We start from the raw sequence: 21,931 nt of genomic DNA on the forward strand, positions 1-21,931 counted from the left end.
TTTTTATATCGAATTATATATCATCAGCTTCTTTGACATAAGAGCCCAAGAATTTTATGCTCTCTTTGTGTTTTTCAAAGATTCCTTGAATGTTTTCATCACTTTTATGCCCATTAAAATCAATAAAAAATATTGAATTCCCTTCTACAATATGCGATTTAATTTTGGTTAAATTTATCCCTGCTTTATCAAAATCAATCAAAAAATCAACCAACGCACCAGGGGTATTGGGTAATTTTGCCAAAATAGATGTTTTGTCATTGCCGCTGGCTGCATTTTCAAAATCACTCACAATAAAAAATCGCGTTTTATTGTTGTCTTTATCTTCAATATTTTCAAACAATATTGGAAGATTGTACATTTTCGCACCCACATGAGAACAAATGGCCGCTGAATTTGGCTCAGCAAGTGCCAATTTTGCAGCTTTTGTAGTTGACTCAATAGGTATATGCTCCACTTCATCCAATCCAAAATTCTCTAAAAATCTGTGGCACTGCTCAAAAGCAATATCTTTTGAATAGATTCGTTTAATGTCACTGACTTTATCACACGTCGTTGCTAGGGTATGATGAATGTCTAAAATCACTTCTGCAATGATTTTTAAGTTATATTGACTCAAACAATTAATGGTATCGCTAACAATTCCATTTGAAGAGTTTTCTATAGGTATCACACCAAATCGTGCTTTTTTTGTGCTGACCTCTCGGAACACCCCTTTGATTGAACCAATCGATATATACGAACTCATTGCTCCAAATCGTGCTTCAGCAGCTTGGTGGGTAAAACTTCCATTGGGTCCTAAAAAAGCAATATTTTCAGGCAATTCCAAATTTCTAGATATGGCAAATATTTCTAAAAAGAGTGCTTCAATGGCAGCATTATTTAACAATCCTTTATTTTTTGCTTCCAGACGTTTAATGATCTCTTTTTCTCTTTCAGGTCGGTATATGGCGCCACCACTATTGGCTTTTACTACCCCCACTTGATGAACAAGTTCCATTCGTTCATTTATTAAGTCTAAAAGTTTATCATCAATAACATCTAATTTATTTCTCAGTTCTTTTAAACCTTGCTCTTTATTCATATTTCACCTTTACTGAAAAGTTCTAATACTTTACGCATATCTCGACAAATAGAGTCCGGTCGTTCCTCTTTTTTAAGTGTATGCAGTATTTCATTTTCATCTTTAATTTTCCCACTTAATACCAAACAAGTTTGCATATTTAAGTTTTTTGCCCCAATCAAATCACCAATCATATCATCTGAAACAGTGGTAATATCTTTAAAGTCCAATCCAATTAGCTCTCTGGCTTTATCATAAAAAGTAAAGCTGGGTTTTCCTACAACTTGATACTCTTTATTCACTGCAAACTTGATCATTTGCATGATTGCACCCACACCAGGGTACCGTTTTTTATCTTTGGCATAAATTGAAGTCTCATGCATTCCTACAAGATTTTCAGCCTTAATTCCACACTCAATCATCAAAGAGTAATCTTCATTGGTGTACTCTTTTTTAATGGATACAATCAACGCTTCTGGATTTTGGAAATCAAGTTCATACCCAAGTTCCACAATTATTGCAAGAAATTCACTGCTTCCAAAGGCAGCAACTCTTTTTTGAGGAACCACTTTTGTCAAAAGAGAGAAAGGATCAATATAATTTTTTATATTTAATCCTTTCTGTTTTAAATTATTTAAAAAAATCTCACTTTTTTCTTTGGTATTATTCGTAATGACAACATAAGGAATATTTTGAGTATTTAACGTATCAATAAATTCACACGCTCCCGAAATAGGCATTCGTTCTAAATCATCAATCAACGTTCCTTGAACATCAATAAAAAATCCTCTCTTACTCATTTATACATCCTATTAATTGTTTATAAACTCTTCTTCTAAGGCAATAATATCTTCAAAAGTTTCTCGTCTTCTGATCAATCGGTCTTGCCCATTTTCAATGGCAATTTCAGGTACTTTCCCTCGGGTATTATAGTTACTTGACATTGTAAATCCATAAGCTCCAGCGCTGTAAATAGCAACTAAATCATTGTGTTGAGTTTTTGGTAATTTAACATTTTTGGCAAAGAAATCCCCACTTTCACAAATTGGTCCAACTAAATTACAATCTGAAAACTCTTGATTATCATTTAAAACTTCAATTCTGTGATATGCATTATATAAAGCTGGTCTGATTAAATCATTCATCGCTCCATCAACGATAACAAATCTTTTATTTCCATTTACTTTTTCATACAAAACTTTTGTAACAAATATTCCAGCATTTCCAACCATGAATTTTCCTGGTTCACAAATAATTGTAATATCAAGCCCAAACATGCTTTCTAAAATAGATTGTGCATACTCTTGTGTATCAATTAAAGTTTCATCTTTGTAAACAATACCAAGTCCTCCACCCACATCAACAAATGATAATTCAATGTTTATAGCTTTTAAATTTCTTACCAAATCAGTAATGATTTTTACAGACTCTTTAATTGGTTGAAGTTGAGTAAGTTGAGAACCAATATGACAATGCATTCCAACTGGTTCTAAGTTTTCAGAATTTTTACATTGGATATACATTCTTTTTGCTGTATCAATATCAACTCCAAATTTATTTTCATGTAATCCTGTTGAAATATATGGATGTGTTAATGGGTCAATATTTGGATTTATTCTTATTGAAATTCTAGCTGTTTTCCCAAGTTCTTTGGCTATTAGTTCAACTCTATTTAACTCAGCATCACTTTCAACATTTATCATTAAAATATCAAATTCAAGTGCTTGTTTTATCTCTTCATCAATTTTTCCAACACCAGAAAAAATGATTTTATAAGGAGGAATCCCCACTTTTAAAGCACGTTTTACTTCACCAATACTAACACAATCAGCACCAGCTCCAAGGTTTGCTAAATGTTTAATAACACTTAAATTTGAATTTGCTTTTACTGCATATGCAATAAGTGATTTTCTAGCTTTAAAAGCACCCTTTAACTCTTCATATTGTTTTGTAATATGGTCAAAATCGTAAACATAATATGGTGTTTGATATTTGTTTGCTAACTCTTTAAAATTTATACTCATCATTATAATTATCCTATATTTAAAATCTTAATTTAAAATTTCATTAAATTTAAAAGTAAGATTTTGAGTGAAATTCAAGGCAGTGAAAAAATTCAGACACTCTTTTACTTCATGTCTGAATTTTTTCAACAACGCAGAAATTCGCCAAAAACGTATGCTTTATAGTTACTTTTCACCATTCCATGCGATAGAAGGTTTTCCCTCTTCATCAAATTCAACTGCTGGCATTCCCATGATATTAAATCCAGCATCCACATAGTGAATTTCACCCGTTACTGCACTGCTTAAGTCACTCAATAAATACATACCAGAGTTTCCAACTTCATCAATAGTTACATTCTTTTTAAGTGGTGAATGCGCTTCATTCCATTTTAACATGAATCTGAAATCACCAATTCCAGCTGCAGCCAGTGTTTTAATAGGACCTGCAGAAATTGCATTGACTCGGCAACCATCTTTTCCTAAATCTTCAGCAAGATATTTTGTTGTCATCTCTAAAGCTGCTTTTGCTACACCCATAAGGTTATAATTAGGGATGTATTTTACTCCACCATAATATGAGAGGGTAAGGATTGAAGCATTTTGACTTAAAAGAGGTTTTAACTCTCGTGTAATTTCAATTAAAGAGTAAACCGAAACATCCATAGCAATATCAAAGGCATTTTTAGAAATATCATAAAATCTTCCAGAAAGTCCCTCTTTAGGAGCAAAAGCAATTGAGTGAACAATAAAATCAATCTCTCCTAAATCTTTTTCTAATGAAACTTTTAGCGCTTTAATCTCTTCTAGATTTGATACGTCACACGGATAAACCAAATTTTCACTCCCAAACTCTGCTGCAATTGGTTCAACTCTTTTCTTTAACGCATCATTCAAATATGTAAATGCAATTTGAGCCCCTTGCGCGGCACATGCTTTTGCAATCCCATATGCAATAGACTTGTTGTTCGCAACTCCTAAAATAACCCCTTTTTTACCCTTCATTAACATATTATAACTCCTTTGTTGTTTCTATAATTTTTATAAAGTCTTCTGCAACCCAACTTGCCGTTCCAATTAATGCTCCATCGACATTGGGTATAGCACAAATTTTTTCTATGTTGCCAAAATTGACACTTCCCCCATAAAGCAGTGGTTTGTTGATCTCTTTTTTAATGGCATTGTGAATGTTTGAAATATCTTCAACCGTTGCCGTTACTCCTGTACCAATGGCCCAAACAGGTTCATAGGCAAGAATCAATTTGTCGTATGTGGTATCTATTCCTACAAGTTGTTCCCAAAGATACTCCAATGTCGATTGAAGTCCTTGTTCTTTTACCTCTAAAGGTTCACCAATACAGTAGATGATTTTGTATCCCAACTCTTTAAAATATTGAAATTTTTGTGCAATGGCTTCTTGCGTTTCACCTAAAATATGTCGTCTTTCACTGTGCCCAATTAAAATGGTTTTGATAAAAAACTCATCAAGTTGTTCAGTTCCAATTTCTCCCGTGAATGATCCCTTTTTAGTCGGATATGCATTTTGTACACCTATTGACAAATTTAAAACGGTTTCATACTCATCAAGAGAGGTTGCGGTAGGGAAAATATAGACTTCACTGGTACTGTTTGTTTTTAAATAGTTATTCACCAAGGAGATATATTTGGCTGTTGAGGCACGGGTATGATTGGTTTTAAAGTTTGCTGCAATAATTGGCATCAATCTTCCTCAATCACAAGAGCTTTAACACCCGGCAAAACTTTTCCCTCAATCAACTCCAATGACGCTCCACCCCCAGTGCTGATAAATGTCATTTCATCTTCATCGCCAGTAAGTCGTACCAAATCTGCTGTATCTCCACCACCTACAACTGTCGTGGCATACGAAGAGGCAACGGCATGAGAAATTTTGGCACTTCCTTTAGCAAATTTATCCATTTCATACACCCCCATTGGTCCATTCCAAAGAATGGTATGTGCATCTTCAAGCGCTTGCGAAAACAGCATCGCTGATGCTGGGCCAATATCCAATCCCATCCAATTTTTTGGAATCTCTTGAACCGTTGTTGGTTTTGCGAAAGCCTCTTTGTCAAAAGATTCAGCCGCAACCACATCAACTGGTAAATAAAATTTCACTCCCAAAGCTTTTGCCTCTTCCATGATTTTTAACGCTTCTGGTATTAGATGATCTTCAACCAATGAACGACCCACTTCATGACCTAAGGCTTTTAAGAAAGTAAATGCCATTCCTCCACCAATGATAATTTTGTCCACTTTAGGAACCAAGTTATGCAACGCTTCCAATTTCCCAGAAACTTTACTTCCCCCAACAATTGAAACAAATGGTCTTTTGGGATTATGTACGATATGATGAAAAAATTGAATCTCTTTGGCCAATAAAAACCCTGCTGCTTTTGAATCTTTATCAAAATATTTGGTAATACCTTCTACAGAAGAGTGCGCACGATGAGAGACTCCAAAAGCGTCATTGATATAAATATCTGCCATTGAAGCGAGTTTTTTAGAAAACTCTTCATCATTTTTGGTTTCACCTTTGTTGTATCTCAAATTTTCTAACAGTAAAATTTCACCCTGTTTTAAATTTTTTGCCAATTCCAATGTGTCGTTTTGAACCACATTTTTTGCCATAATAATCTCTTGTTTAAGCAAGGTGTGTAATCTTTTTGCAATGGGTTTTAACGAATATTTCTCTTCAAATGGCTCAGTAGGTCTTCCAAAATGAGAGGCTAATATAACAGAACAGTCATGGTCAATACAATATCTGATTGTATTTAACGCACTTCGAATTCTTCGGTCATCTGTAATGTTACTGTATTCATCCATTGGAACATTAAAATCACATCTGATAAATATTTTTTTACCGGTGATATTAATATTTTTAATCTCTTGTAATTTCATTCTTTCCCTTATTTATTTGCTACGTAAACAGCCATATCAATCAATCTTGACGAGTATCCCCACTCATTGTCATACCAAGTCATTACTTTAATCATATTTCCTGCTACTACTTGTGTTAAATCTGTAGCAATAATCGTTGAGTGTGTGTCTCCAATTAAATCTGAAGATACTTTCATCTCATTGTCCACAGCAACAATAAAAGGAAGCTCTTTTGCTTTTGCTTCAAACAGTGCATTGAGTTCCTCTTTGGTGGTATCTTTTTTTACAATCACATTTAAATCTACCATTGACACGTTTGGTGTTGGAACTCTCACACTTTGCCCATGCAATTTTCCATCAAGTTGTGGCATAACAAGTTTCATCGCTTTTGCAGCACCCGTAGTTGTAGGAATCATATTCATAGCAGCAGCTCTGGCTCTTCTTTTGTCAGATTTATGTTTGACATCTAAAATATTTTGATCATTGGTGTATGAGTGAATGGTTGTCATTAACCCTTTTTCAATTCCAAATGCATCGTCAATAATTTTAGCTACTGGTCCCAAACAATTGGTTGTACAAGAAGCATTTGAAATGATTGTTTCACCTTTATACTCTTTCTCATTTACTCCCAAAACAAACGTAGGCGTATTGTCTTTTGCAGGTGCAGACATGACCACTTTTTTTGCACCGTTATCCAAATAGACTTGTGCTTTTTCTAAAGTTAAATACGCACCCGTACACTCTAAAACAATTTCAGCCCCACAATCTTTAGTAAAAGTCAACTCTTTTGCATCTCTTGTATTGTATAATTTTGCTTTGACTTTTCCTATGGTGACATATCCATTTTCCACTTTTACTTCTTCGTTAAATGTCCCATGCACTGTATCATATTTTGTTAAGTACTCAAGCATATCAATACTTGATGTATCATTTATGGCAACTAATTCTACATCGTCCCTTTTAGAGATAATTCTAGCAACACATCTTCCAATTCTTCCAAAACCATTAATTGCAACTTTTACAGCCATTGTTTCCCTTTATTAGATTATTAAAATTTTCGTTATTTTATCTAAATATTGCTATAATATAATTTAAGTAAATGTCGTGAGGTAATTCTAATTGAAAATAGCAATATTTGGTGGTAGTTTTGACCCTCCGCACATTGGTCATGAAGCTATTGTAAAAGAAGCTTTGAAAACTTTAGATATTGACAAACTGTGTATCGTTCCCACTTTTTTAAATCCATTTAAAAAAACATTTTTTTTAGATGCCCCAATAAGGTTGGATTTACTCAAAAAACTTTTTGCCTCGTATAAAAAAGTTGAAATTTGTGAATATGAAGTCTCTCAACAAAAAGCAGTCTATACCATAGAAACGGTCAAATATTTACAACAATTGTACAGATGTGAAAAAATATATCTCATTATTGGTGAAGACAATTTACAGAAGTTACACTTATGGAAATTCTATGAAGAGTTAAAGCAGTGTGTTGAATTTGTTATCGCATTGAGAGAAGGTTACAGTCAAGGAAATGATTTATTAAAAGGATTAAAAACCTTGAATATTAATGTTCCAATCAGTTCTACAAGCATCAGAGACACATTTGATTTGTCCTTGATTCCAGAAACAATAAAAAAACAAGTGAAAGAGATTTTGCAAAAAGGTGAATAAAAATTGAAAAAAACAATCGACAAAATTCTAAAAGTGTTAGATGAAAAAAAAGCGGAAAATATTGAAGTCTTAGATTTAAAAGAGAAAGATTATATGGTGGATTATGTGGTAGTTGCTACAACGTTAAATGCCAGACATGGAGCATCACTGTTAAACTTTTTAAAAGATGAACTCAAACCTGCAGGTGAACAATTCATTCGAGTCGATGAAGATGAAGATTGGACAGTGATTGATTTAGGTGACACATTGATTCACTTGATGAGTGAAAAATACAGAACAAAATATACCATTGAAGAGTTTTTAAAAGAGATTCCCAAAAAACAAGCATAAGCTGTTTTTTGGGAAGAAGTTATTTCGATTGAGAAATACCTTCTCCTCTTAAAAGTTTATTATAATTTCCTGCTGCATCTTGTGCTCCACCTCTAAATCCCGTTACAAGTGAAAATATGACAACGAGGGCGAATAACAATAAAAACCACTTCATTACATAACCTCCTTTGCATCTATTCCTAAAAGCTTTAATCCTGTTCTAATACTTAATGATACCATGGTAAGTGCTTTTAAATACTCTTGTTCGTTTTGACTTCCTACAATTTTATGTTCGTTATAAAACTTATGCACACTTGCTGCTAACGAATAGAGATAATCAGTGATTTTCTGCATATCTCTTTTGTTAAATGCTTCATTTAAAATTGAAGGTAACAATAACGCTTCATAGATTAAATTTGCACTCTCCGATGTCAAGGTATCTGACTTATATTCTACCACATCTTCAAAACTCATTTGTGCTTTTTTAAAGAGTTGATTAATTCTGGCATGCGCATAATTGATATAAAAAATTGGGTTAGATGAGTCTTGGCTTTTTAAAATATCCAAATCAAACTCCAAATGAGTATCACTCTTTTTCGTCAAAAAGACAAATCGAAGGGCATCAGAACCAATCTCTTCCGCAATTTCAGATAATGAGATAACATTCCCAGCTCTTTTACTCATTTTGTAAGGCTCTCCACCTTTAAGCAGTGAAACCATTTGCGAAAGCAACACTTCCAATCTTTGAGGTTCAAATCCTAAAAATTTAATGGCAGCTTTTACCCGTGTAATGTACCCATGATGATCAGCACCCCAAATATTGATATATTTGTCGTATGCTCTATCAAATTTATTTTTATGATAAATAATGTCCCCTGCAAGATAAGTAGGAATACCATTTTCTCGTACAACAACTCTGTCAACATCGTCATTCAATTCTGTTGATTTAATCCATACTTTTTCATCTTTGGTGTACAATGAGCCATTGCTTTCCAATACACTTCGTGTGTTTTCCCAGGAGTCATAAAGCGATTTTTCACTGACAAAATTTTCAAACTCAATGCCAATTTTAAGTAAATCATTTTTAATTAAATCCAAAACTTCATCTTTAGCAAAAAGAGCCAATTCATCCATTCGTGTTGCATCTTCAAAAATTTCTTTTCCAAACTTTTCTTCAACAAGCTTGGCAATATCATAAAGATAATCTCCTCGATAATATTGTTCTGGATACTCAACATCTACTTTTAAAACCGATTCTCGTCCAGCAAGATACAAAGACAGACCCAAAAGATCCATTTGTGCACCTGCATCATTGATATAATATTCACTGGTAATATCATACCCTAAGTGTTTTCCCACTTTGTATAACGTATCACCAAAAATAGCTCCACGAGCATGCCCAATATGCAATGGTCCCGTAGGATTTGCACTCACATACTCCAGTAAAATTTTCTCATTTTTGGCTTCTTCTTTAGCAAAATTCTCCCCATCTTTTAAAGCTTGATTGACCAATTTCTCTAAAAATGCTGTTGAAAGTTTAAAGTTTAAAAAGCCATTGACCGCCTGCACGCTTTCAAACATTTCACTGTTTTCAAACTTATTGGCTAAATCTTGGGCAATAATCATGGGTGATTTTTTAAACTCTTTGGCTAAAGAGAACGCTACGGGGGTTGCGTAGTGCCCCAAAGAGATATCTTTGGGTTTTTCAAGCACTACACTTAATTGTAAAATTTCTTCAATATAACTTTTAACTACTGTTTGCAACTACAGACTCTTATACTGATTTTTTTTCGTTAATATTTTCTGACTTTGCTTCTACTTTTTTTTCTTCAATCTTTTCGTCAGCTTTTACAACTTCGTCTTCATCATCTTCTTTGACTGCTTTTTTGAAGTTTTTAATACCACTACCTAAACCTTTTGCTAATTCAGGAATTTTTTTACCTCCGAAAAGTAAAAGTATTACTAAAGCAATTAATACCCACTCCATACCACCTGGCATACTCATGTTATTCTCCTACGTAAATTTTATAATTTGTGCTCATTATATCTTTTTATTGCTTAAAAATAATCAATTCTATTTTAATAGAAATGTTACGATTTTATAACCAATCCCCGCTGCGAACACTGTCCCAAAGAGGTTAAAAAACATATTAGCAATGCCAAGAAATAACGAAGTTTCTAAAAGCAAAAAGCTCTCAATAGCAAAAGTTGAATACGTTGTCAGTGCACCTAAAAATCCTGAAGTCAAAAAGGATTTAAAGGTAATTGAAAAATTGTAGTGTAAAAAAATGGCAAATAAAATACCTATAATAAAACTTCCCAGAACATTAATAAACAATATTCCAAAAGGAAACTCACTTGGAATCGATTTTGTTATAACTGAGTTGGCATATACTCGGCTAATGGCACCTAAAAACCCCCCTGTTCCTACAGCTAAAAGCGTTTGCCAAGACAGGGTCATTTTGCCATCTCTTTTTCTAAAGTTTCTCTCATTTTTGCTTCTGTTTGAACAAACCAGTCACTCTCTTTTGAGGCAACTACTGGTTCTAAAAATATCACTTTAACCGTTCCTGGTATTGCATGAAGCGTTTTAGAATCCAAGACTTGTCTTGTATTTAACATGACAACGGGTTGAACTTTTAAGCCATATTTATCGGCCAAAATTCTCGCTCCAGATTTGAATTTTCCCATTGACTTTCCATCACTTCTTGTCCCTTCTGGGAACATTGCAATGGGTCTGCCTTTGCTCAACCTCTCTTTTGCTTCTCTGAGAAGTGTAACAATACCTGTTTTATCTTCTCTGTTAATTGAAATCATTTCAGGTGCTTTCATAATATGCCCAAAAAGGAACAAATCTGTAATCTCTTTTTTTCCAACCCACGCCAAATTTCTTGTGTGCAAATATTCCATAACCACAATATCAAGCAAAGATTGGTGATTCATAATCACCATGTCACAACTCTCATCCATTTTACCTTCAATTACAAACGTTATGCCCAAAAGTTTAATTTGCAATGCAGTCCATATTTTTCTTATTTTATGATTATGCTTTTTAAACAAATACATTGCGATTACCGTGATTAAAACGGTAATAGTAAACTGAATTAACGTAAATATTCCTCTAATTTTCGACAATATTACTCTCCTTTATCCATCCAACTGTTTTACTTTTATCATCAATATGAAAAAGAATCTTTGTAAAATCTTTATTTTTATTTAAAACTTCAGCGAGTTGTTTAGATTTGGTAATATGAAAAACGGTTGAATTTTTTGTTGGCAATATATATATTTTTGTTCCTTCTCCAATAACAATTGAATCATTGGGTTGAGCAAAAATATAAAAAACAAGCGTACAAAGTGCTGCAATGATAATATAGATAATTTTCCGTTTCCAAATATACAAAAGTGTAAATAGAAGTGCCACTGCTCCCGCTGCAAATTTTTTATACATCGCAACATTGCTGTCGTTTGGATTAAGATCTGTTTGGGTACTGACCAACTCTTCTTCAGCTTTAATGGGAACCGTAATCTTCTTAAAACTGTTCGTTTGGATATTGTAATAATTAAACACAATACTTTTGGTATAAATAGGTATGATTGCATTATAAATGAGTTTTTGATTGGGATAGTTCTCTTCAATGTGCATCACCGTTTGTTCTTTAAAACTTTTTAATTTAAAATCTTCAAGATTTCCATTGATGGCTTCAATTTCCAAAACCGTTAAAAGTTCATTGTTGCTGTACTGTTTGGTTTTACTTGAAATAACTTTTAAATCATCTGCAATAATATTTGAAAAAAGGTTATCTTTAACGGCAATATTGGTGTAATGAATCTTTTGTGGCTCTAAATATGAAACTTCAACAACCTCATCATTGTTGTAAACCACAATCTCAAATTTTGGCATTTTAAACTCAGGTGTATAGACTTTAAAAAAATAGGAGTTATCAACAGTATTAGCGCTATTGCCCACTTTCCAAGGTTCTTGAGGATTGATTACCGCAATATTTTTCCCATCTACAAATCGAGTCTCCACACGAGTGTACTCTTTGATTGAAATTAACGCTTCAATTTTAATGTTAAAACGCTGATAGATATAAATTTTATTGGGATAGGTGACATATTTGGGATAAATATTTTGCGTTTGATTTTCAGAAGAGTCAAAAGGAACCGCTTCAAACCAATTAATAAAAGTTGCTTTTTTTTCTTTTACAGCTGGCATTGCCTCTTCTTCAGGCATTGCAATGCTGTTCTGTTTTATCGCAGCAGGTTCATCTTGAATGGCATCATTTTGAAAAATAGATTGTTCGGTATTAAAGAATTGTTCTGTGCTAAAAGCCATATTAAAAATTAGAATAAATATAAATATCAATCTCATGCACAAGCCTATTAGTGTTTAAAAACAGCGAAAATCGCTGTTTTAGAATTTATTTGAAAAAACCTTGAAGCATTTTAACCCCATCATCACAACCTAAAAGCATCTCAATGGCTCTTTCTGGGTGTGGCATTAAACCAAATACATTTTTCTCTTTGTTACAAATACCTGCAATTTGTGCCACTGAACCATTTAAACTTTTAATGTTTCCATTTTCATCACAATATTTCAAAAGAATTTGCTCATTGGCTTCTAACTCTTTGAGTCCATTTTCATCAATAAAATAGTTTCCATCATGATGAGCCACAGGAATATTTACCACATCATTATTGTTTAACTCTTTTAGAAAAGTATTGTTATTGTTAATGACTTTAAGATGGTTATATTTTGAAATAAAATGTAAAGTGTTGTTTCTTTTCATCGCCCCAGGAAGTAATCCCGCTTCAAGCAAGATTTGAAATCCATTACAAATACCCAAAACTTTACCACCATTTTTTGCGAATTCACTCACACTGTTCATCACATTTGCAAATCGTGCAATCGCACCACTTCTTAAATAATCTCCATATGAAAAACCACCTGGAATAACAATCAAATCAGTGTTGCTTGGAATTTGACTCTCTTTATGCCAAAGAATAGTTACATTTGCACCTAATTTCTCAAAAGCATATTTTGTATCATATTCACAATTTGTTCCTGGGAATTGTAATACTGTTACATTCATTTGATTAACCTACAATTTCTATATCGTAATCTTCAATTACAGTATTTGCAAGAAGCTTTTCACACATGTTTTTGACCTCTTTTTGAGCATCCTCTTTATTTGTAGCATTTAATTCTAAAATAATTTGTTTCCCAATTCTGACATCTTTAACAATCTCTTTAAAACCTAAAGTATCTAAAGCGTGATGAGTTGCTTTCCCTTGATCATCAAGAACACCTTGTTTTAATCCTACATTTACAATTGCTTTCATTTATTACCCTCAATTTATATTTTTGCGATTATATCAAAAACCACCTTTAGCAGTTTCGATTTCAAGAGCTCACAACGCTCTACTTTAACACTATTTACTCAATCGTTTCAAAATGGTGCTGTATCCATTTAAGATTCCATTTTTAATCGAATCGGGAACATCTACATCCAATTTTTGACCTGGTTTTAGATCTTTGGCTTTCTCTTTCCAATTTTGGGCTTTTCCAAAATCTCGAAGAATTTGTTTGTCCATTGAGATATAATTCCCTGCATCAAAATCTTCTTTTGAAATAAATCTTGAACTCTCAGGAGTTAATACTTCATCGCCAAGTACCCACTCACCTTTTGAATTCACAAATATTTCAAGTTTGGTATCCACAACAATAATACCATTTGATTCTGCAAATGTTGTAAAATCTTTAAAGAGTTTTTCCAAACTTGAAACAATCTCAGGAAAGACTTCTCTGACTTTAGCTGAGTTTAATGGCTCATCTTTTAACCCTTTTGTTGTGGGGGTAAAAAGAGGTGTTTCAAATTTATGCCATTGAGGTAAATTTGCAGGCAAATTTAAACCGTAAGGGTCATTTCCATTTTGGCACGCATCATACAAAGAGCCTGTCAAATAGTTTCTAAAAATCAATTCAAATTGAACAATTTCTCCATCAATTTCAGTCTCTAAAGGTTTGCATAACTCCATAAGCTGACATCTTGGTGCTATGCTTAGTGCTTGGTCTACTGTTTCAGATAAAATAGCCGTTCTTATACCTGCAGCTTTTGCAAAAGCTGCTCCACTGTTAGAGATTGTCGTTTGAAAAATACCTTTTCCCTCAATTTCAAGATTTAAAGGAATATCAAATACTGAGCATCGGTCACTTCGTACCAGTAATACTTTTGGTTCATCGCCTGGACAAGTGTAAAGATCTGCATTTTTGCCAATATAAAAAAGGTTATATCCCAACTCTTCTAATTGTGAAATACCTTTTTGTGATGTAGTTTTCTTTGATTCAGGCCAAAGACCAAGTGCTACAATATCACCAATTTTCATTTTATTTATTTCCTTGCTATTTATTTTCTATAATAATTAAACTTTTTAAGATATCCACACCCGTTTTTAGCTGGTTGTCTTTGAGTAAATCCTCTGCAGTGATGACATCTGAGATTTTTTTATCCTCTTTTGGTTTCGTTGTTGTTTTGGTTGTTGTTTTGGTTGTTGTTTTGGTTGTTGTTTTGGTTGTTGTTTTGGTTTTAAGTTTATCATTTCCATCAACTTTTTCCAATTCACTCTCTAAATGTTTTTTTAAATCTGCCTCTTTTATCTTAAAGTCAGCATCGGGTTCTTGTGTTGCATTACCTGGATAAGAGATAATATCGGGAGTAATTCCTGTTGCTTGGATGGTTCTTCCACTTGGCAAATAGTATTTGGCAATGGTCAATTTAATTCCTTCCGTTTTCTCTTCATTGATCGGTAAAACCACTTGAACAGAACCTTTTCCAAATGTTTTTTCACCTACAAGAATGGCTCTTTTATGGTCTTGTAAAGCCCCACTGACAATCTCACTGGCACTGGCACTTCCCCCATTAACCAAAACAACCAAAGGCGCTTTTGTTAACGTTGTTGATGATTTGGCACTAAACCTCTCTTCACTGCTTTCATCTCGACCTTTTTGCGAAACAATAACACCACTGCTGACAAACAAATCTGTAACATCAATGGCTTGCGTTAACAATCCACCGGGATTGTTTCTTAAATCTAAAATAACCCCTTTGAATGTTTTATTGCCTAAAATTGCTTTTTTAAGTCCTTCTGCAACTTTTTTATCAAAACTGGTCACTCGTAAATACAAAATATCTTTGCCGATAGTTTTGGCATACACCGATTGAATTTTAATAATATCTCGAATCACTTCAATCGATAACGGTTTATTTTCACCTTTTCTCACAATGGTTAAAACAATCGGTGTTTTAGGTTTTCCACGCATAAGACCAACAGCTTCATCTAAGGTCACATTCAGTGTTGACGTTTCATCAATTTTTAAAATAATATCACCTGCTTTAATGCCTGCTTTATACGCAGGGGTATCATCAATAGGAGAGATAACTGTCAATGCACCATCTCTCATACCCACAGTAATACCCAATCCACCAAACTCACCGTCTGTTTGAATTTGCATCTCTTTGAAATATTTTTTATCCATGTAGGTTGAGTGTGCATCAAGTTCTTGCATCAAGCCTTTTAATGCTTTATTAATAATCTCTTCAAGTTTTATATCATCTACATAATATTTTTCAACCGTACCAATCACTTTGGTCAATTTCGATAGGGATTCAAATCGTGTTTTTGTAACATCAATAACACTTTGCTTTTCAAGATCAGACTTTATTTCTAAATTCTTTGTATCCGCAGCAGAATCAACAGTTGTAAAAACAAATAACAGTAAAAATGATAATAAAATATTCTTCATATATGAACCTTTTGTATTTAAAAATAAGATTTGAATTATATTCAATTTTTTATAAAAGTAAGATTTTATAAAAAATTTAGTAGTATTATGGACAATTTAATAAGAGGTTTGAATATATGAGCTTAAAAGAAAATGTCGATTTTGTAAAAGAGGAATTAAACTCTGAAGAGAAGTTTTTAGAAAGCTTTGTAAAAGTAGAGAGATTCTATAAAAAATATAAACTGCTAATTATCGTTGGCGTTACGATTTTAGTTCTTGGTACCATTGGTTATAATGTAAAAAATTATATAAATAAATCGAATAAACTGGAAGCAAATATTGCTTTTAATGAACTTCTTAAAAACCCAAGTGATAAAGAAGCACTTGAAACACTGAAAAATTCAAATGTAAAGCTTTATAACGTGGCTTTATATTTACAAGCAAAAGATAGCCATGAAAATGTTGAAATCAATGAAAGATATTTGAAAAATCTTTTGGAGTACAGCAAAGCCATCCAATCTTCAGACGTTGAAAAACTCAATACCCTTTCAATGCAAAATGATTTTTTACTCAAAGAGTTTGCCCTTTTTAACAAAGCACTGATATTAACTCAACAAGAGAAATACAGTGAAGCAAAAGAGACTCTAAAGTTGATTAAACAAGATTCAAAAGTAAATGATTTGGTTGTATTATTAAATCACTATTTACTGACCAAATAGGACAAAAAATGAAACTATTATTGACATTAGTTACAACATTACTTATCATGACAGGTTGTTCAAACAAACAATATTTTGAACCAGAAGATACACAAAGTTACCATGGAAAAGTTTCAGATTTAAAAGGAGACATTGAGAGTTTCAATCGAAGTGGTGCAACATTAGACAATCAACAATTTATCTCTCAACAAGGTGTTTCTGATGTTCTTCTTCCTGAAGGATTTGAATTTATTAACCGAAGTGATAACTCATTTATTGCAACAAATAACAAAGACAAAGTCTTAATTGATGATAATTTAATTGAAGTAGGAGATGTGGTTGTTGCCGCAACTATACAAGGCAATACCTTAGCACTGTTGTTCAGTAATAACTCTATTGCCATTTATGACACAGCTTCTGCCAAGTTCGTATTTAAAGAGTATTACAAAGAATCTGTTGCGAATGATACAAGAATTACCAATCCACTCTTCATGAGTAATCTTATCCTTTTCCCTACCCTTGATGGGAAAGTAATTGTGGTCAGTAAAGAGGAGAATAAGGTCTTAAAAAACATCGTTGTTGATCCGGGGGAAACATTTAATAATATTATCTTTTTAGATGTTATCAACGACACTTTGATTGCTGCAAGCAACAATAAAATCATTGCAGTGGGTACAGGAAGTTTAAATATTAAAGATTATGAAATCAGAGATGTCACCACAAATGGGAAAAATATTTTCTTGGCAACCATCGATGGGAAACTCATCAAAATGGATGAAAAATTAAATGTTTTAGGCACAAAAAAATATAAATTTGCTAAATTTTATGCTTTGGCATATGGAACATCGTTGTATGCGTTAGAGTCTCAAGGTTTTATTGTGAATGTGGATGATGATTTTCAAACAGACCGAGTCTATGATTTCTCATTTTCAGAAGATGCCAAAACCATTGCCATTAAAGACACCATCTATTTTGGGGATGAATATATAAAAGTTAAGTAGAAAGTCTACTTAACTTCTGAGATATTTGCTTCCAATATTTTCTATTAATACCGTGGCATAAGCGCCTTTTGGAAGGGTAAATCGCAACTTACATTTTTGTTCTTCTTTATTGTAGTTCACACTGATATCTCTTGGGAAAACAACGGCAGCTCTTCGCAAACCTTTCTCTTGAATATATGTATCATCAAACTCTTGTTCTATTTTTCCAGCTTCACCCATGCTTTTAAATACATTTCTTCCAGAGAGAAGTCCCGTTGGTACAATTTTATGGTTGTCATAATCTGATTGAATCTTTTCTGTAATATTTTTAGGGGTAAAAAACTTTTCATCACTTAATTGCATCATCACATCCCCACCTAAAAGATCAAATTTCTCTTTTGACATCAACAATCTTTTTGCCAACCAACGATTAAAAAAATCACTTTGATAGGCAGAAATTAACATTTTTTCAAGTTTTCTGTCCTTGATTTTCAAATCTCCATAAATGACTTTTTGCGCTTTTTCGAGATTTTCTTTGATATCTTTTCCAAATCTTTGGAATCCAAAAAAGTTTGGCATGCCCGCTTTAGCAATCTCTTTTAATCTTTTTTCAATGATGCCTACATCCTCTTCTTTAACTTCGTGCAAGTTAATTTCAAACGTGTTGCCTTTTAAATCACCAATGTTCAATTTTGTTCCATGTAAAAAAGTTTCAACTATTTCAATTTTTCCATGTTTAAATTTTTTTACATCTTTGGCATATTTTTTTGGGATAGAGAGGTATTGGGTAGTTGTAGCATTTTTATCTTTAAGTCCTGCGTAGCCAATCTCATTTTCGTAAATATTAAACCCCTTAGCGACTTTTTCAATCAAATCCCACGTCCCCAAATTCACTTTTTTGATTTTTAATATAATAAAATTTCCTCTGTTAGCAAAAGCAATAGGCTCTTCAACAACAACAAAGTCATCTACATTTTGATAAAATTTAAAATCTAAGGGTTTGTATTTTTGTATAAAAATTCTTTTCATGATTACTTTCTTTATTTTTTTGAGATTATACCCTAATATATTTTAAGGCATAAAAAAAGGCACCTTTTACAAGATGCCTTCTTTAGTTTAAAGGAGGGAGTTCAAAATTCGTCTAGTAGCTGTTCAATAAGCTTCGTATGACTTATTGATAAAACAAGTATAACCGTATTGCGTTAACAATGAAACAATCAATAGTTAATCAATAGTTAATATCTGGAATTCTTTCATAAAAAAAGGCATCTTATAAAAGATGCCTTTTTAAAAGGAGGAACTGAAAAAATTTTTGTTTAGCTACAGTAAGTTAATTCGCATTTAACTTATTGATAAAACAAGTATAACACGCAAACATTAACTGTTAACCAATGAACCGTTAACGATTTATTAATATCATTCGTTATTCAAACGGTCATCTTTCCAGTATTTTGTGCCTTGCAGGGTTGCTTGAATGGCCACCCCATTTTTTGTTATTTTATACAGTTTTACTCCAGGAGCTACCGTAATGGCAGCACTGATAGATCCGCCATGCTCTCCTGCAATAGCAGCAGCATCGGCTTGTGCATTGGCTTCCCAACCACTGTTAACAAAACGGTTAAAAACTTCTTCATTTTCAAAAAGAAAAACGGCTCGGAAATCTTTTACACCCAAACCAAAACCTGCACCCGCAGATGCCATTTTCATATAGGTATTTTCTCCACTTAAGTTATTGTGTGCTACGCCATAACCACCCTCCGCAGAAAAAAGAACCACATTTACGCCCACATTACTGAAAACAGCATATCCATAAGCTCTGTCCATATACATTTGGGCTTGAACATCATTTTGCAGAAGTCGGTTGAGTGTTTCGTCTCTCATTTTAATAATTTCTGCTCGATCTTCTTTGGGAGTATTCCCGTCCCAAAAACCAGAAAATGCAATAATAATCGATAAAAAAAGTATGCTTTTTAAAAGTTGTTTCATAAATTATTCCTCATAGTATATCACTATATATGCACATACTATACCATAAACAATAACTTAAAATATTGAGAAATTAAAACAAAAAATAATTATTCATTAAAGATTAATTTTAAGAGTTTATCGTCATTAATAACGCAGCTTGTTCCTTTAGCAACTGCTAAAAGTGGCTCATCTGAAAGTTCTACTGGAAGCTTAACGCATTCCGATATGTAAGTGTCAAGCCCTCGAATTAAAGAGCCACCACCGGTTAAAATAATTCCATTATCCACCGCATCAGCTGCTAAATCGGGAGGCATAATTTCCAATACGTTTTTAATGATATTGATGATTTCTCTTAAAGGCTCTTTAATGGCCAAACGAATACTTTCTGTACTGAGTTCTATGGTTGAAAGTAGACCAGAATTTTCACGTCCATTAACTTTCATGGTCAACTCTTCATCAAGTTGTATCGCACTGCCAATGGCTATTTTAATTCTTTCTGCCGCTCTTTTACCAATAAGCAATTTGTGGTTCTGTTTGACATATTGAATGATGGCTTCATCAAATTTATCTCCAGCTGCGCGTGTGGCTCTGCATAAAACCAAACCACCTAAAGCAGTGACAGCAACTTCTGTTGTTCCTGCGCCAATATCAACAATAATGTACCCTTCGGGGTCACTGACTGGAATTCCTGAACCAATAGCCGCTGCCATAGGTTCCTCAACCAGTATCACCTCTCTGGCACCCGCATTAGTTGCCGAATCTTTGACGGCATTTCTCTCAACTTGAGTCACACCAAAGGGCACACAAATTACAATTCGTGGTTTCAAAAACGATTTTCGTCGGTGTACTTTAGCCACAAAGTATTTAATCATGATTTCGGTCATCTCAAAATCAGCAATGACCCCACCTTGTATGGGTTGAATGGCATATATATCTTTATGCGTTTTTCCCATCATCTCTTTTGCCGCACTGCCAACAGCTAAGACTTTTTTCTGACCATACTTATCTTGAGACACAGCAATAACTGCAGGTTCATTTATCACAATTCCCCTGTCTTTGACAGAAATTATAATATTGGCTGTTCCTAAATCCATTGCAATATCACTTGAAAACAAACCTACAATTTTATCAAAAAGCATTTTTATTCCTTATGATGTACTTAACTCACATAATTGTAACTTTTATATCCTAAAATTCATGACTTTTTTAGTTTGATTAAGAGTCATTCTCTGTATATTTTACCCGTTTTTTTTAAAAAAAGCGTCACAGCATATGCAAATATCCCCAATCCAAGAAGAATCATCCCTACAAAATAGGTACCACCTACTCCCTGTGTAAAAGGTAAAGAAGTGGTGTTCATCCCAAAAAAACCCACCACTAAATTCAAAGGTAAAAAAACTCCTGAAAGCAAAGTCAACACATACATGGTTTTATTAATCCGTTCATTGCTGTTACTGACATAAAAGTTATACAACGCATCCAATTTCTCTAAAGAGTGTGAAGAAGAACGGTGACTTCGTTCAAGATGTTCTAAGATATCACTGAAATTTATCTCTAAGAAGTCATCTTCTCTCTTATAATTTTGCACAAATCGTTTCATCTGTTCAATCGTTTTAACTAAAGTTCTGTTGATTTTGATTAAACTGTTTTTATACAAAAACCACAAGTGATTGAAGTTTTTAACGTTTTCATTTTCATAAAAAGAGTCCTCGATATCTTCAATTTTGTCATAAATATCATTACTGACAGACATGGCACAGTTGACTTTCTCATTCAATAAAGTATACAACCCTTTGGTATCTTTTAAATCGGTGAATTCTTGTTTATTCCTATCATAAAAGTAATATGAATCATGTGTGAAAATAAATGCATTACTGATGAGTTCAAGTTCATTTTCCCCCTCTTTAAAAGGAAGCCTCACAATTAAAAGATCATACTCTTGAGTTTTTATAAAAATAGAAGGATGTATCTCGTTTTTAATATCTCTTAGGTGAAAATCATCTATTTCTACATTATGCATCTTCATCCTTTTTGTTGTTTATTTTAATGATGGGTTTTTGCATAAAAAGATTATTGGGGTAGATAATCAAATCCCCATCTTCATTTACAATATGTATTTGAAAGAGTGAAATTTCAACAATTTTCCCTGCAACTGAGTTGTCTCCATCGACAATTTTAATGCTCTCTCCTACTTTAGCAGGAAAGGTAAAAAAGATAATCACACTTGAGGTAATATTACTTAAAATGGACCATTGTGCGAATAAAGCAATACCAATGACGGCAAAAATCGATGAAACAAAAATCAAAATTCCATCAAAACTCATGCTCCAAATGGCTGCACCTAAAAAAATAGCAACAATGGTAATAACAACATTGATGCTTTTAGAGACATAATATATTCGCTTCTCATTGGCTTTTTTTAATGAGCCAATTTTTTGCAAAGAGTATTTAGAAACATTCAAGGTAATAATTGTTCCAACAACCAATATAATCGTTAATAAAATATTATGATCTAACATTGTAAACCTTTAAAAATTTTTACCATTATAACCAAT

At 33.1% G+C, this 21,931-nt stretch carries 26 protein-coding genes; 4 read left to right on the top strand and 22 right to left on the bottom strand.

Going from position 1 to position 21,931, the window contains the following annotated elements; genetic code table 11:
* Nucleotides 1-13: 13 nt before the first annotated feature.
* From pheA to gap, 7 genes are all read right to left on the bottom strand, one after another.
* A complete protein-coding gene (gene pheA / locus ACNI3C_RS02675) occupies nucleotides 14-1,084 on the bottom strand; it encodes a chorismate mutase (RefSeq protein WP_419770707.1) in 1,071 nt (356 codons plus the stop codon).
* Nucleotides 1,081-1,863 (bottom strand): HAD-IIA family hydrolase, encoded by a 783-nt coding sequence (locus ACNI3C_RS02680; RefSeq protein WP_419770708.1) that lies wholly within the window; start codon nucleotides 1,861-1,863, stop codon nucleotides 1,081-1,083. Before ACNI3C_RS02680 ends, pheA begins: the two co-directional genes overlap by 4 nt.
* 12 nt (nucleotides 1,864-1,875) lie before the next feature.
* Entirely contained in the window at nucleotides 1,876-3,087 is a 1,212-nt protein-coding gene (lysA, locus tag ACNI3C_RS02685) for a diaminopimelate decarboxylase (RefSeq protein ID WP_419771475.1), read from the bottom strand.
* Nucleotides 3,088-3,252: 165 nt separating this feature from the next.
* Nucleotides 3,253-4,077, bottom strand: a complete 825-nt coding sequence (gene fabI, locus ACNI3C_RS02690; protein ID WP_419770709.1) for an enoyl-ACP reductase FabI — start codon at nucleotides 4,075-4,077, stop codon at nucleotides 3,253-3,255.
* Nucleotide 4,078: 1 nt separating this feature from the next.
* Complete coding sequence (locus ACNI3C_RS02695) at nucleotides 4,079-4,786, bottom strand: triose-phosphate isomerase (RefSeq protein WP_419770710.1); 708 nt, start codon at nucleotides 4,784-4,786, stop codon at nucleotides 4,079-4,081.
* Nucleotides 4,786-5,985, bottom strand: a complete 1,200-nt coding sequence (locus tag ACNI3C_RS02700) for a phosphoglycerate kinase (RefSeq protein ID WP_419770711.1) — start codon at nucleotides 5,983-5,985, stop codon at nucleotides 4,786-4,788. Before ACNI3C_RS02700 ends, ACNI3C_RS02695 begins: the two co-directional genes overlap by 1 nt.
* A gap of 8 nt (nucleotides 5,986-5,993) precedes the next feature.
* A complete protein-coding gene (gene gap, locus ACNI3C_RS02705) occupies nucleotides 5,994-6,992 on the bottom strand; it encodes a type I glyceraldehyde-3-phosphate dehydrogenase (RefSeq protein WP_419770712.1) in 999 nt (332 codons plus the stop codon).
* A 91-nt stretch (nucleotides 6,993-7,083) separates the two neighbouring features.
* Between gap and nadD the strand changes: the two genes are divergently transcribed.
* Together nadD and rsfS are read left to right on the top strand one after the other, a co-directional pair.
* Nucleotides 7,084-7,635, top strand: a complete 552-nt coding sequence (nadD, locus tag ACNI3C_RS02710) for a nicotinate (nicotinamide) nucleotide adenylyltransferase (RefSeq protein ID WP_419770713.1) — start codon at nucleotides 7,084-7,086, stop codon at nucleotides 7,633-7,635.
* Nucleotides 7,636-7,638: 3 nt separating this feature from the next.
* Nucleotides 7,639-7,965 carry a ribosome silencing factor gene (gene rsfS, locus ACNI3C_RS02715; RefSeq protein ID WP_419770714.1) on the top strand — a complete coding sequence of 109 codons (327 nt, stop codon included), beginning with the start codon at nucleotides 7,639-7,641 and terminating at the stop codon, nucleotides 7,963-7,965.
* A 19-nt stretch (nucleotides 7,966-7,984) separates the two neighbouring features.
* On the opposite strand, the gene ACNI3C_RS02720 is transcribed toward rsfS, so the two are convergent.
* The 10 genes from ACNI3C_RS02720 to ACNI3C_RS02765 all read right to left on the bottom strand — a co-directional run bounded on the left by ACNI3C_RS02720 (nucleotide 7,985) and on the right by ACNI3C_RS02765 (nucleotide 15,751).
* Nucleotides 7,985-8,119: a hypothetical protein gene (locus ACNI3C_RS02720; protein ID WP_419770715.1), complete on the bottom strand. Its 135-nt coding sequence runs from the start codon at nucleotides 8,117-8,119 to the stop codon at nucleotides 7,985-7,987.
* On the bottom strand, nucleotides 8,119-9,708 hold the full coding sequence (argS, locus tag ACNI3C_RS02725) for an arginine--tRNA ligase (RefSeq protein ID WP_419770716.1): 1,590 nt from the start codon (nucleotides 9,706-9,708) through the stop codon (nucleotides 8,119-8,121). The genes ACNI3C_RS02720 and argS overlap by 1 nt, the downstream gene beginning before the upstream one ends.
* Before the next feature lie 10 nt (nucleotides 9,709-9,718).
* Nucleotides 9,719-9,949 carry a twin-arginine translocase TatA/TatE family subunit gene (tatA, locus tag ACNI3C_RS02730; protein WP_419770717.1) on the bottom strand — a complete coding sequence of 77 codons (231 nt, stop codon included), beginning with the start codon at nucleotides 9,947-9,949 and terminating at the stop codon, nucleotides 9,719-9,721.
* A gap of 69 nt (nucleotides 9,950-10,018) precedes the next feature.
* Nucleotides 10,019-10,405: a fluoride efflux transporter FluC gene (locus tag ACNI3C_RS02735; protein ID WP_419770718.1), complete on the bottom strand. Its 387-nt coding sequence runs from the start codon at nucleotides 10,403-10,405 to the stop codon at nucleotides 10,019-10,021.
* The gene (locus ACNI3C_RS02740; protein WP_419770719.1) at nucleotides 10,402-11,079 is read right to left on the bottom strand and encodes a lysophospholipid acyltransferase family protein; all 678 of its coding nucleotides are present in this window, start codon (nucleotides 11,077-11,079) and stop codon (nucleotides 10,402-10,404) included. Before ACNI3C_RS02740 ends, ACNI3C_RS02735 begins: the two co-directional genes overlap by 4 nt.
* Nucleotides 11,066-12,319: a hypothetical protein gene (locus ACNI3C_RS02745; RefSeq protein WP_419770720.1), complete on the bottom strand. Its 1,254-nt coding sequence runs from the start codon at nucleotides 12,317-12,319 to the stop codon at nucleotides 11,066-11,068. The genes ACNI3C_RS02740 and ACNI3C_RS02745 overlap by 14 nt, the downstream gene beginning before the upstream one ends.
* 49 nt (nucleotides 12,320-12,368) lie before the next feature.
* Nucleotides 12,369-13,040 (bottom strand): phosphoribosylformylglycinamidine synthase subunit PurQ, encoded by a 672-nt coding sequence (gene purQ / locus ACNI3C_RS02750; RefSeq protein WP_419770721.1) that lies wholly within the window; start codon nucleotides 13,038-13,040, stop codon nucleotides 12,369-12,371.
* A gap of 4 nt (nucleotides 13,041-13,044) precedes the next feature.
* Nucleotides 13,045-13,290, bottom strand: coding sequence for a phosphoribosylformylglycinamidine synthase subunit PurS (purS, locus tag ACNI3C_RS02755; RefSeq protein WP_419770722.1), 246 nt, complete (start codon nucleotides 13,288-13,290; stop codon nucleotides 13,045-13,047).
* Nucleotides 13,291-13,380: 90 nt separating this feature from the next.
* Nucleotides 13,381-14,334, bottom strand: a complete 954-nt coding sequence (locus ACNI3C_RS02760) for a phosphoribosylaminoimidazolesuccinocarboxamide synthase (protein WP_419770723.1) — start codon at nucleotides 14,332-14,334, stop codon at nucleotides 13,381-13,383.
* 16 nt (nucleotides 14,335-14,350) lie between these two features.
* Nucleotides 14,351-15,751 (bottom strand): S41 family peptidase, encoded by a 1,401-nt coding sequence (locus ACNI3C_RS02765; protein WP_419770724.1) that lies wholly within the window; start codon nucleotides 15,749-15,751, stop codon nucleotides 14,351-14,353.
* A 116-nt stretch (nucleotides 15,752-15,867) separates the two neighbouring features.
* On the opposite strand from ACNI3C_RS02765, the gene ACNI3C_RS02770 reads away from it, so the two are divergent.
* Nucleotides 15,868-16,449 carry a YfgM family protein gene (locus tag ACNI3C_RS02770; RefSeq protein WP_419770725.1) on the top strand — a complete coding sequence of 194 codons (582 nt, stop codon included), beginning with the start codon at nucleotides 15,868-15,870 and terminating at the stop codon, nucleotides 16,447-16,449.
* A gap of 8 nt (nucleotides 16,450-16,457) precedes the next feature.
* Nucleotides 16,458-17,429: a hypothetical protein gene (locus tag ACNI3C_RS02775; RefSeq protein WP_419770726.1), complete on the top strand. Its 972-nt coding sequence runs from the start codon at nucleotides 16,458-16,460 to the stop codon at nucleotides 17,427-17,429.
* A gap of 9 nt (nucleotides 17,430-17,438) precedes the next feature.
* Here the strand turns inward: ACNI3C_RS02775 and ACNI3C_RS02780 are convergent, their stop codons facing one another.
* The 5 genes from ACNI3C_RS02780 to ACNI3C_RS02800 form a co-directional block, all read right to left on the bottom strand.
* Nucleotides 17,439-18,437: a tRNA pseudouridine(13) synthase TruD gene (locus ACNI3C_RS02780; RefSeq protein ID WP_419770727.1), complete on the bottom strand. Its 999-nt coding sequence runs from the start codon at nucleotides 18,435-18,437 to the stop codon at nucleotides 17,439-17,441.
* Between the two features lie 387 nt (nucleotides 18,438-18,824).
* Nucleotides 18,825-19,394: a lipid-binding SYLF domain-containing protein gene (locus ACNI3C_RS02785; RefSeq protein WP_419770728.1), complete on the bottom strand. Its 570-nt coding sequence runs from the start codon at nucleotides 19,392-19,394 to the stop codon at nucleotides 18,825-18,827.
* An 89-nt stretch (nucleotides 19,395-19,483) separates the two neighbouring features.
* Nucleotides 19,484-20,515 carry a rod shape-determining protein gene (locus tag ACNI3C_RS02790; RefSeq protein ID WP_419770729.1) on the bottom strand — a complete coding sequence of 344 codons (1,032 nt, stop codon included), beginning with the start codon at nucleotides 20,513-20,515 and terminating at the stop codon, nucleotides 19,484-19,486.
* An 83-nt stretch (nucleotides 20,516-20,598) separates the two neighbouring features.
* On the bottom strand, nucleotides 20,599-21,396 hold the full coding sequence (locus tag ACNI3C_RS02795; protein WP_419770730.1) for a CorA family divalent cation transporter: 798 nt from the start codon (nucleotides 21,394-21,396) through the stop codon (nucleotides 20,599-20,601).
* Complete coding sequence (locus ACNI3C_RS02800) at nucleotides 21,389-21,895, bottom strand: mechanosensitive ion channel domain-containing protein (protein ID WP_419770731.1); 507 nt, start codon at nucleotides 21,893-21,895, stop codon at nucleotides 21,389-21,391. Before ACNI3C_RS02800 ends, ACNI3C_RS02795 begins: the two co-directional genes overlap by 8 nt.
* Between the last annotated feature and the right edge of the window lie 36 nt (nucleotides 21,896-21,931).

The organism is Marinarcus sediminis (SeqCode), from assembly GCF_048571275.1.
GTDB classification, from domain to species: Bacteria; Campylobacterota; Campylobacteria; order Campylobacterales; family Arcobacteraceae; genus Marinarcus; species Marinarcus sediminis.

Bases quoted from the DNA above. Each gene is read 5' to 3' on its own strand.
- ACNI3C_RS02745 (WP_419770720.1), bottom strand. From the start codon at position 12,319: ATGAGATTGATATTTATATTTATTCTAATTTTTAATATGGCTTTTAGC.
- ACNI3C_RS02735 (WP_419770718.1), bottom strand. From the start codon at position 10,405: ATGACCCTGTCTTGGCAAACGCTTTTAGCTGTAGGAACAGGGGGGTTT.
- ACNI3C_RS02800 (WP_419770731.1), bottom strand. From the start codon at position 21,895: ATGTTAGATCATAATATTTTATTAACGATTATATTGGTTGTTGGAACA.
- gap (WP_419770712.1), bottom strand. From the start codon at position 6,992: ATGGCTGTAAAAGTTGCAATTAATGGTTTTGGAAGAATTGGAAGATGT.
- ACNI3C_RS02785 (WP_419770728.1), bottom strand. From the start codon at position 19,394: ATGAAACAACTTTTAAAAAGCATACTTTTTTTATCGATTATTATTGCA.
- ACNI3C_RS02760 (WP_419770723.1), bottom strand. From the start codon at position 14,334: ATGAAAATTGGTGATATTGTAGCACTTGGTCTTTGGCCTGAATCAAAG.
- tatA (WP_419770717.1), bottom strand. From the start codon at position 9,949: ATGAGTATGCCAGGTGGTATGGAGTGGGTATTAATTGCTTTAGTAATA.
- ACNI3C_RS02780 (WP_419770727.1), bottom strand. From the start codon at position 18,437: ATGAAAAGAATTTTTATACAAAAATACAAACCCTTAGATTTTAAATTT.
- ACNI3C_RS02775 (WP_419770726.1), top strand. From the start codon at position 16,458: ATGAAACTATTATTGACATTAGTTACAACATTACTTATCATGACAGGT.
- purS (WP_419770722.1), bottom strand. From the start codon at position 13,290: ATGAAAGCAATTGTAAATGTAGGATTAAAACAAGGTGTTCTTGATGAT.
- fabI (WP_419770709.1), bottom strand. From the start codon at position 4,077: ATGTTAATGAAGGGTAAAAAAGGGGTTATTTTAGGAGTTGCGAACAAC.
- ACNI3C_RS02765 (WP_419770724.1), bottom strand. From the start codon at position 15,751: ATGAAGAATATTTTATTATCATTTTTACTGTTATTTGTTTTTACAACT.
- ACNI3C_RS02795 (WP_419770730.1), bottom strand. From the start codon at position 21,396: ATGCATAATGTAGAAATAGATGATTTTCACCTAAGAGATATTAAAAAC.
- lysA (WP_419771475.1), bottom strand. From the start codon at position 3,087: ATGAGTATAAATTTTAAAGAGTTAGCAAACAAATATCAAACACCATAT.
- pheA (WP_419770707.1), bottom strand. From the start codon at position 1,084: ATGAATAAAGAGCAAGGTTTAAAAGAACTGAGAAATAAATTAGATGTT.
- ACNI3C_RS02695 (WP_419770710.1), bottom strand. From the start codon at position 4,786: ATGCCAATTATTGCAGCAAACTTTAAAACCAATCATACCCGTGCCTCA.
- ACNI3C_RS02770 (WP_419770725.1), top strand. From the start codon at position 15,868: ATGAGCTTAAAAGAAAATGTCGATTTTGTAAAAGAGGAATTAAACTCT.
- ACNI3C_RS02680 (WP_419770708.1), bottom strand. From the start codon at position 1,863: ATGAGTAAGAGAGGATTTTTTATTGATGTTCAAGGAACGTTGATTGAT.
- ACNI3C_RS02700 (WP_419770711.1), bottom strand. From the start codon at position 5,985: ATGAAATTACAAGAGATTAAAAATATTAATATCACCGGTAAAAAAATA.
- ACNI3C_RS02790 (WP_419770729.1), bottom strand. From the start codon at position 20,515: ATGCTTTTTGATAAAATTGTAGGTTTGTTTTCAAGTGATATTGCAATG.
- purQ (WP_419770721.1), bottom strand. From the start codon at position 13,040: ATGAATGTAACAGTATTACAATTCCCAGGAACAAATTGTGAATATGAT.
- ACNI3C_RS02720 (WP_419770715.1), bottom strand. From the start codon at position 8,119: ATGAAGTGGTTTTTATTGTTATTCGCCCTCGTTGTCATATTTTCACTT.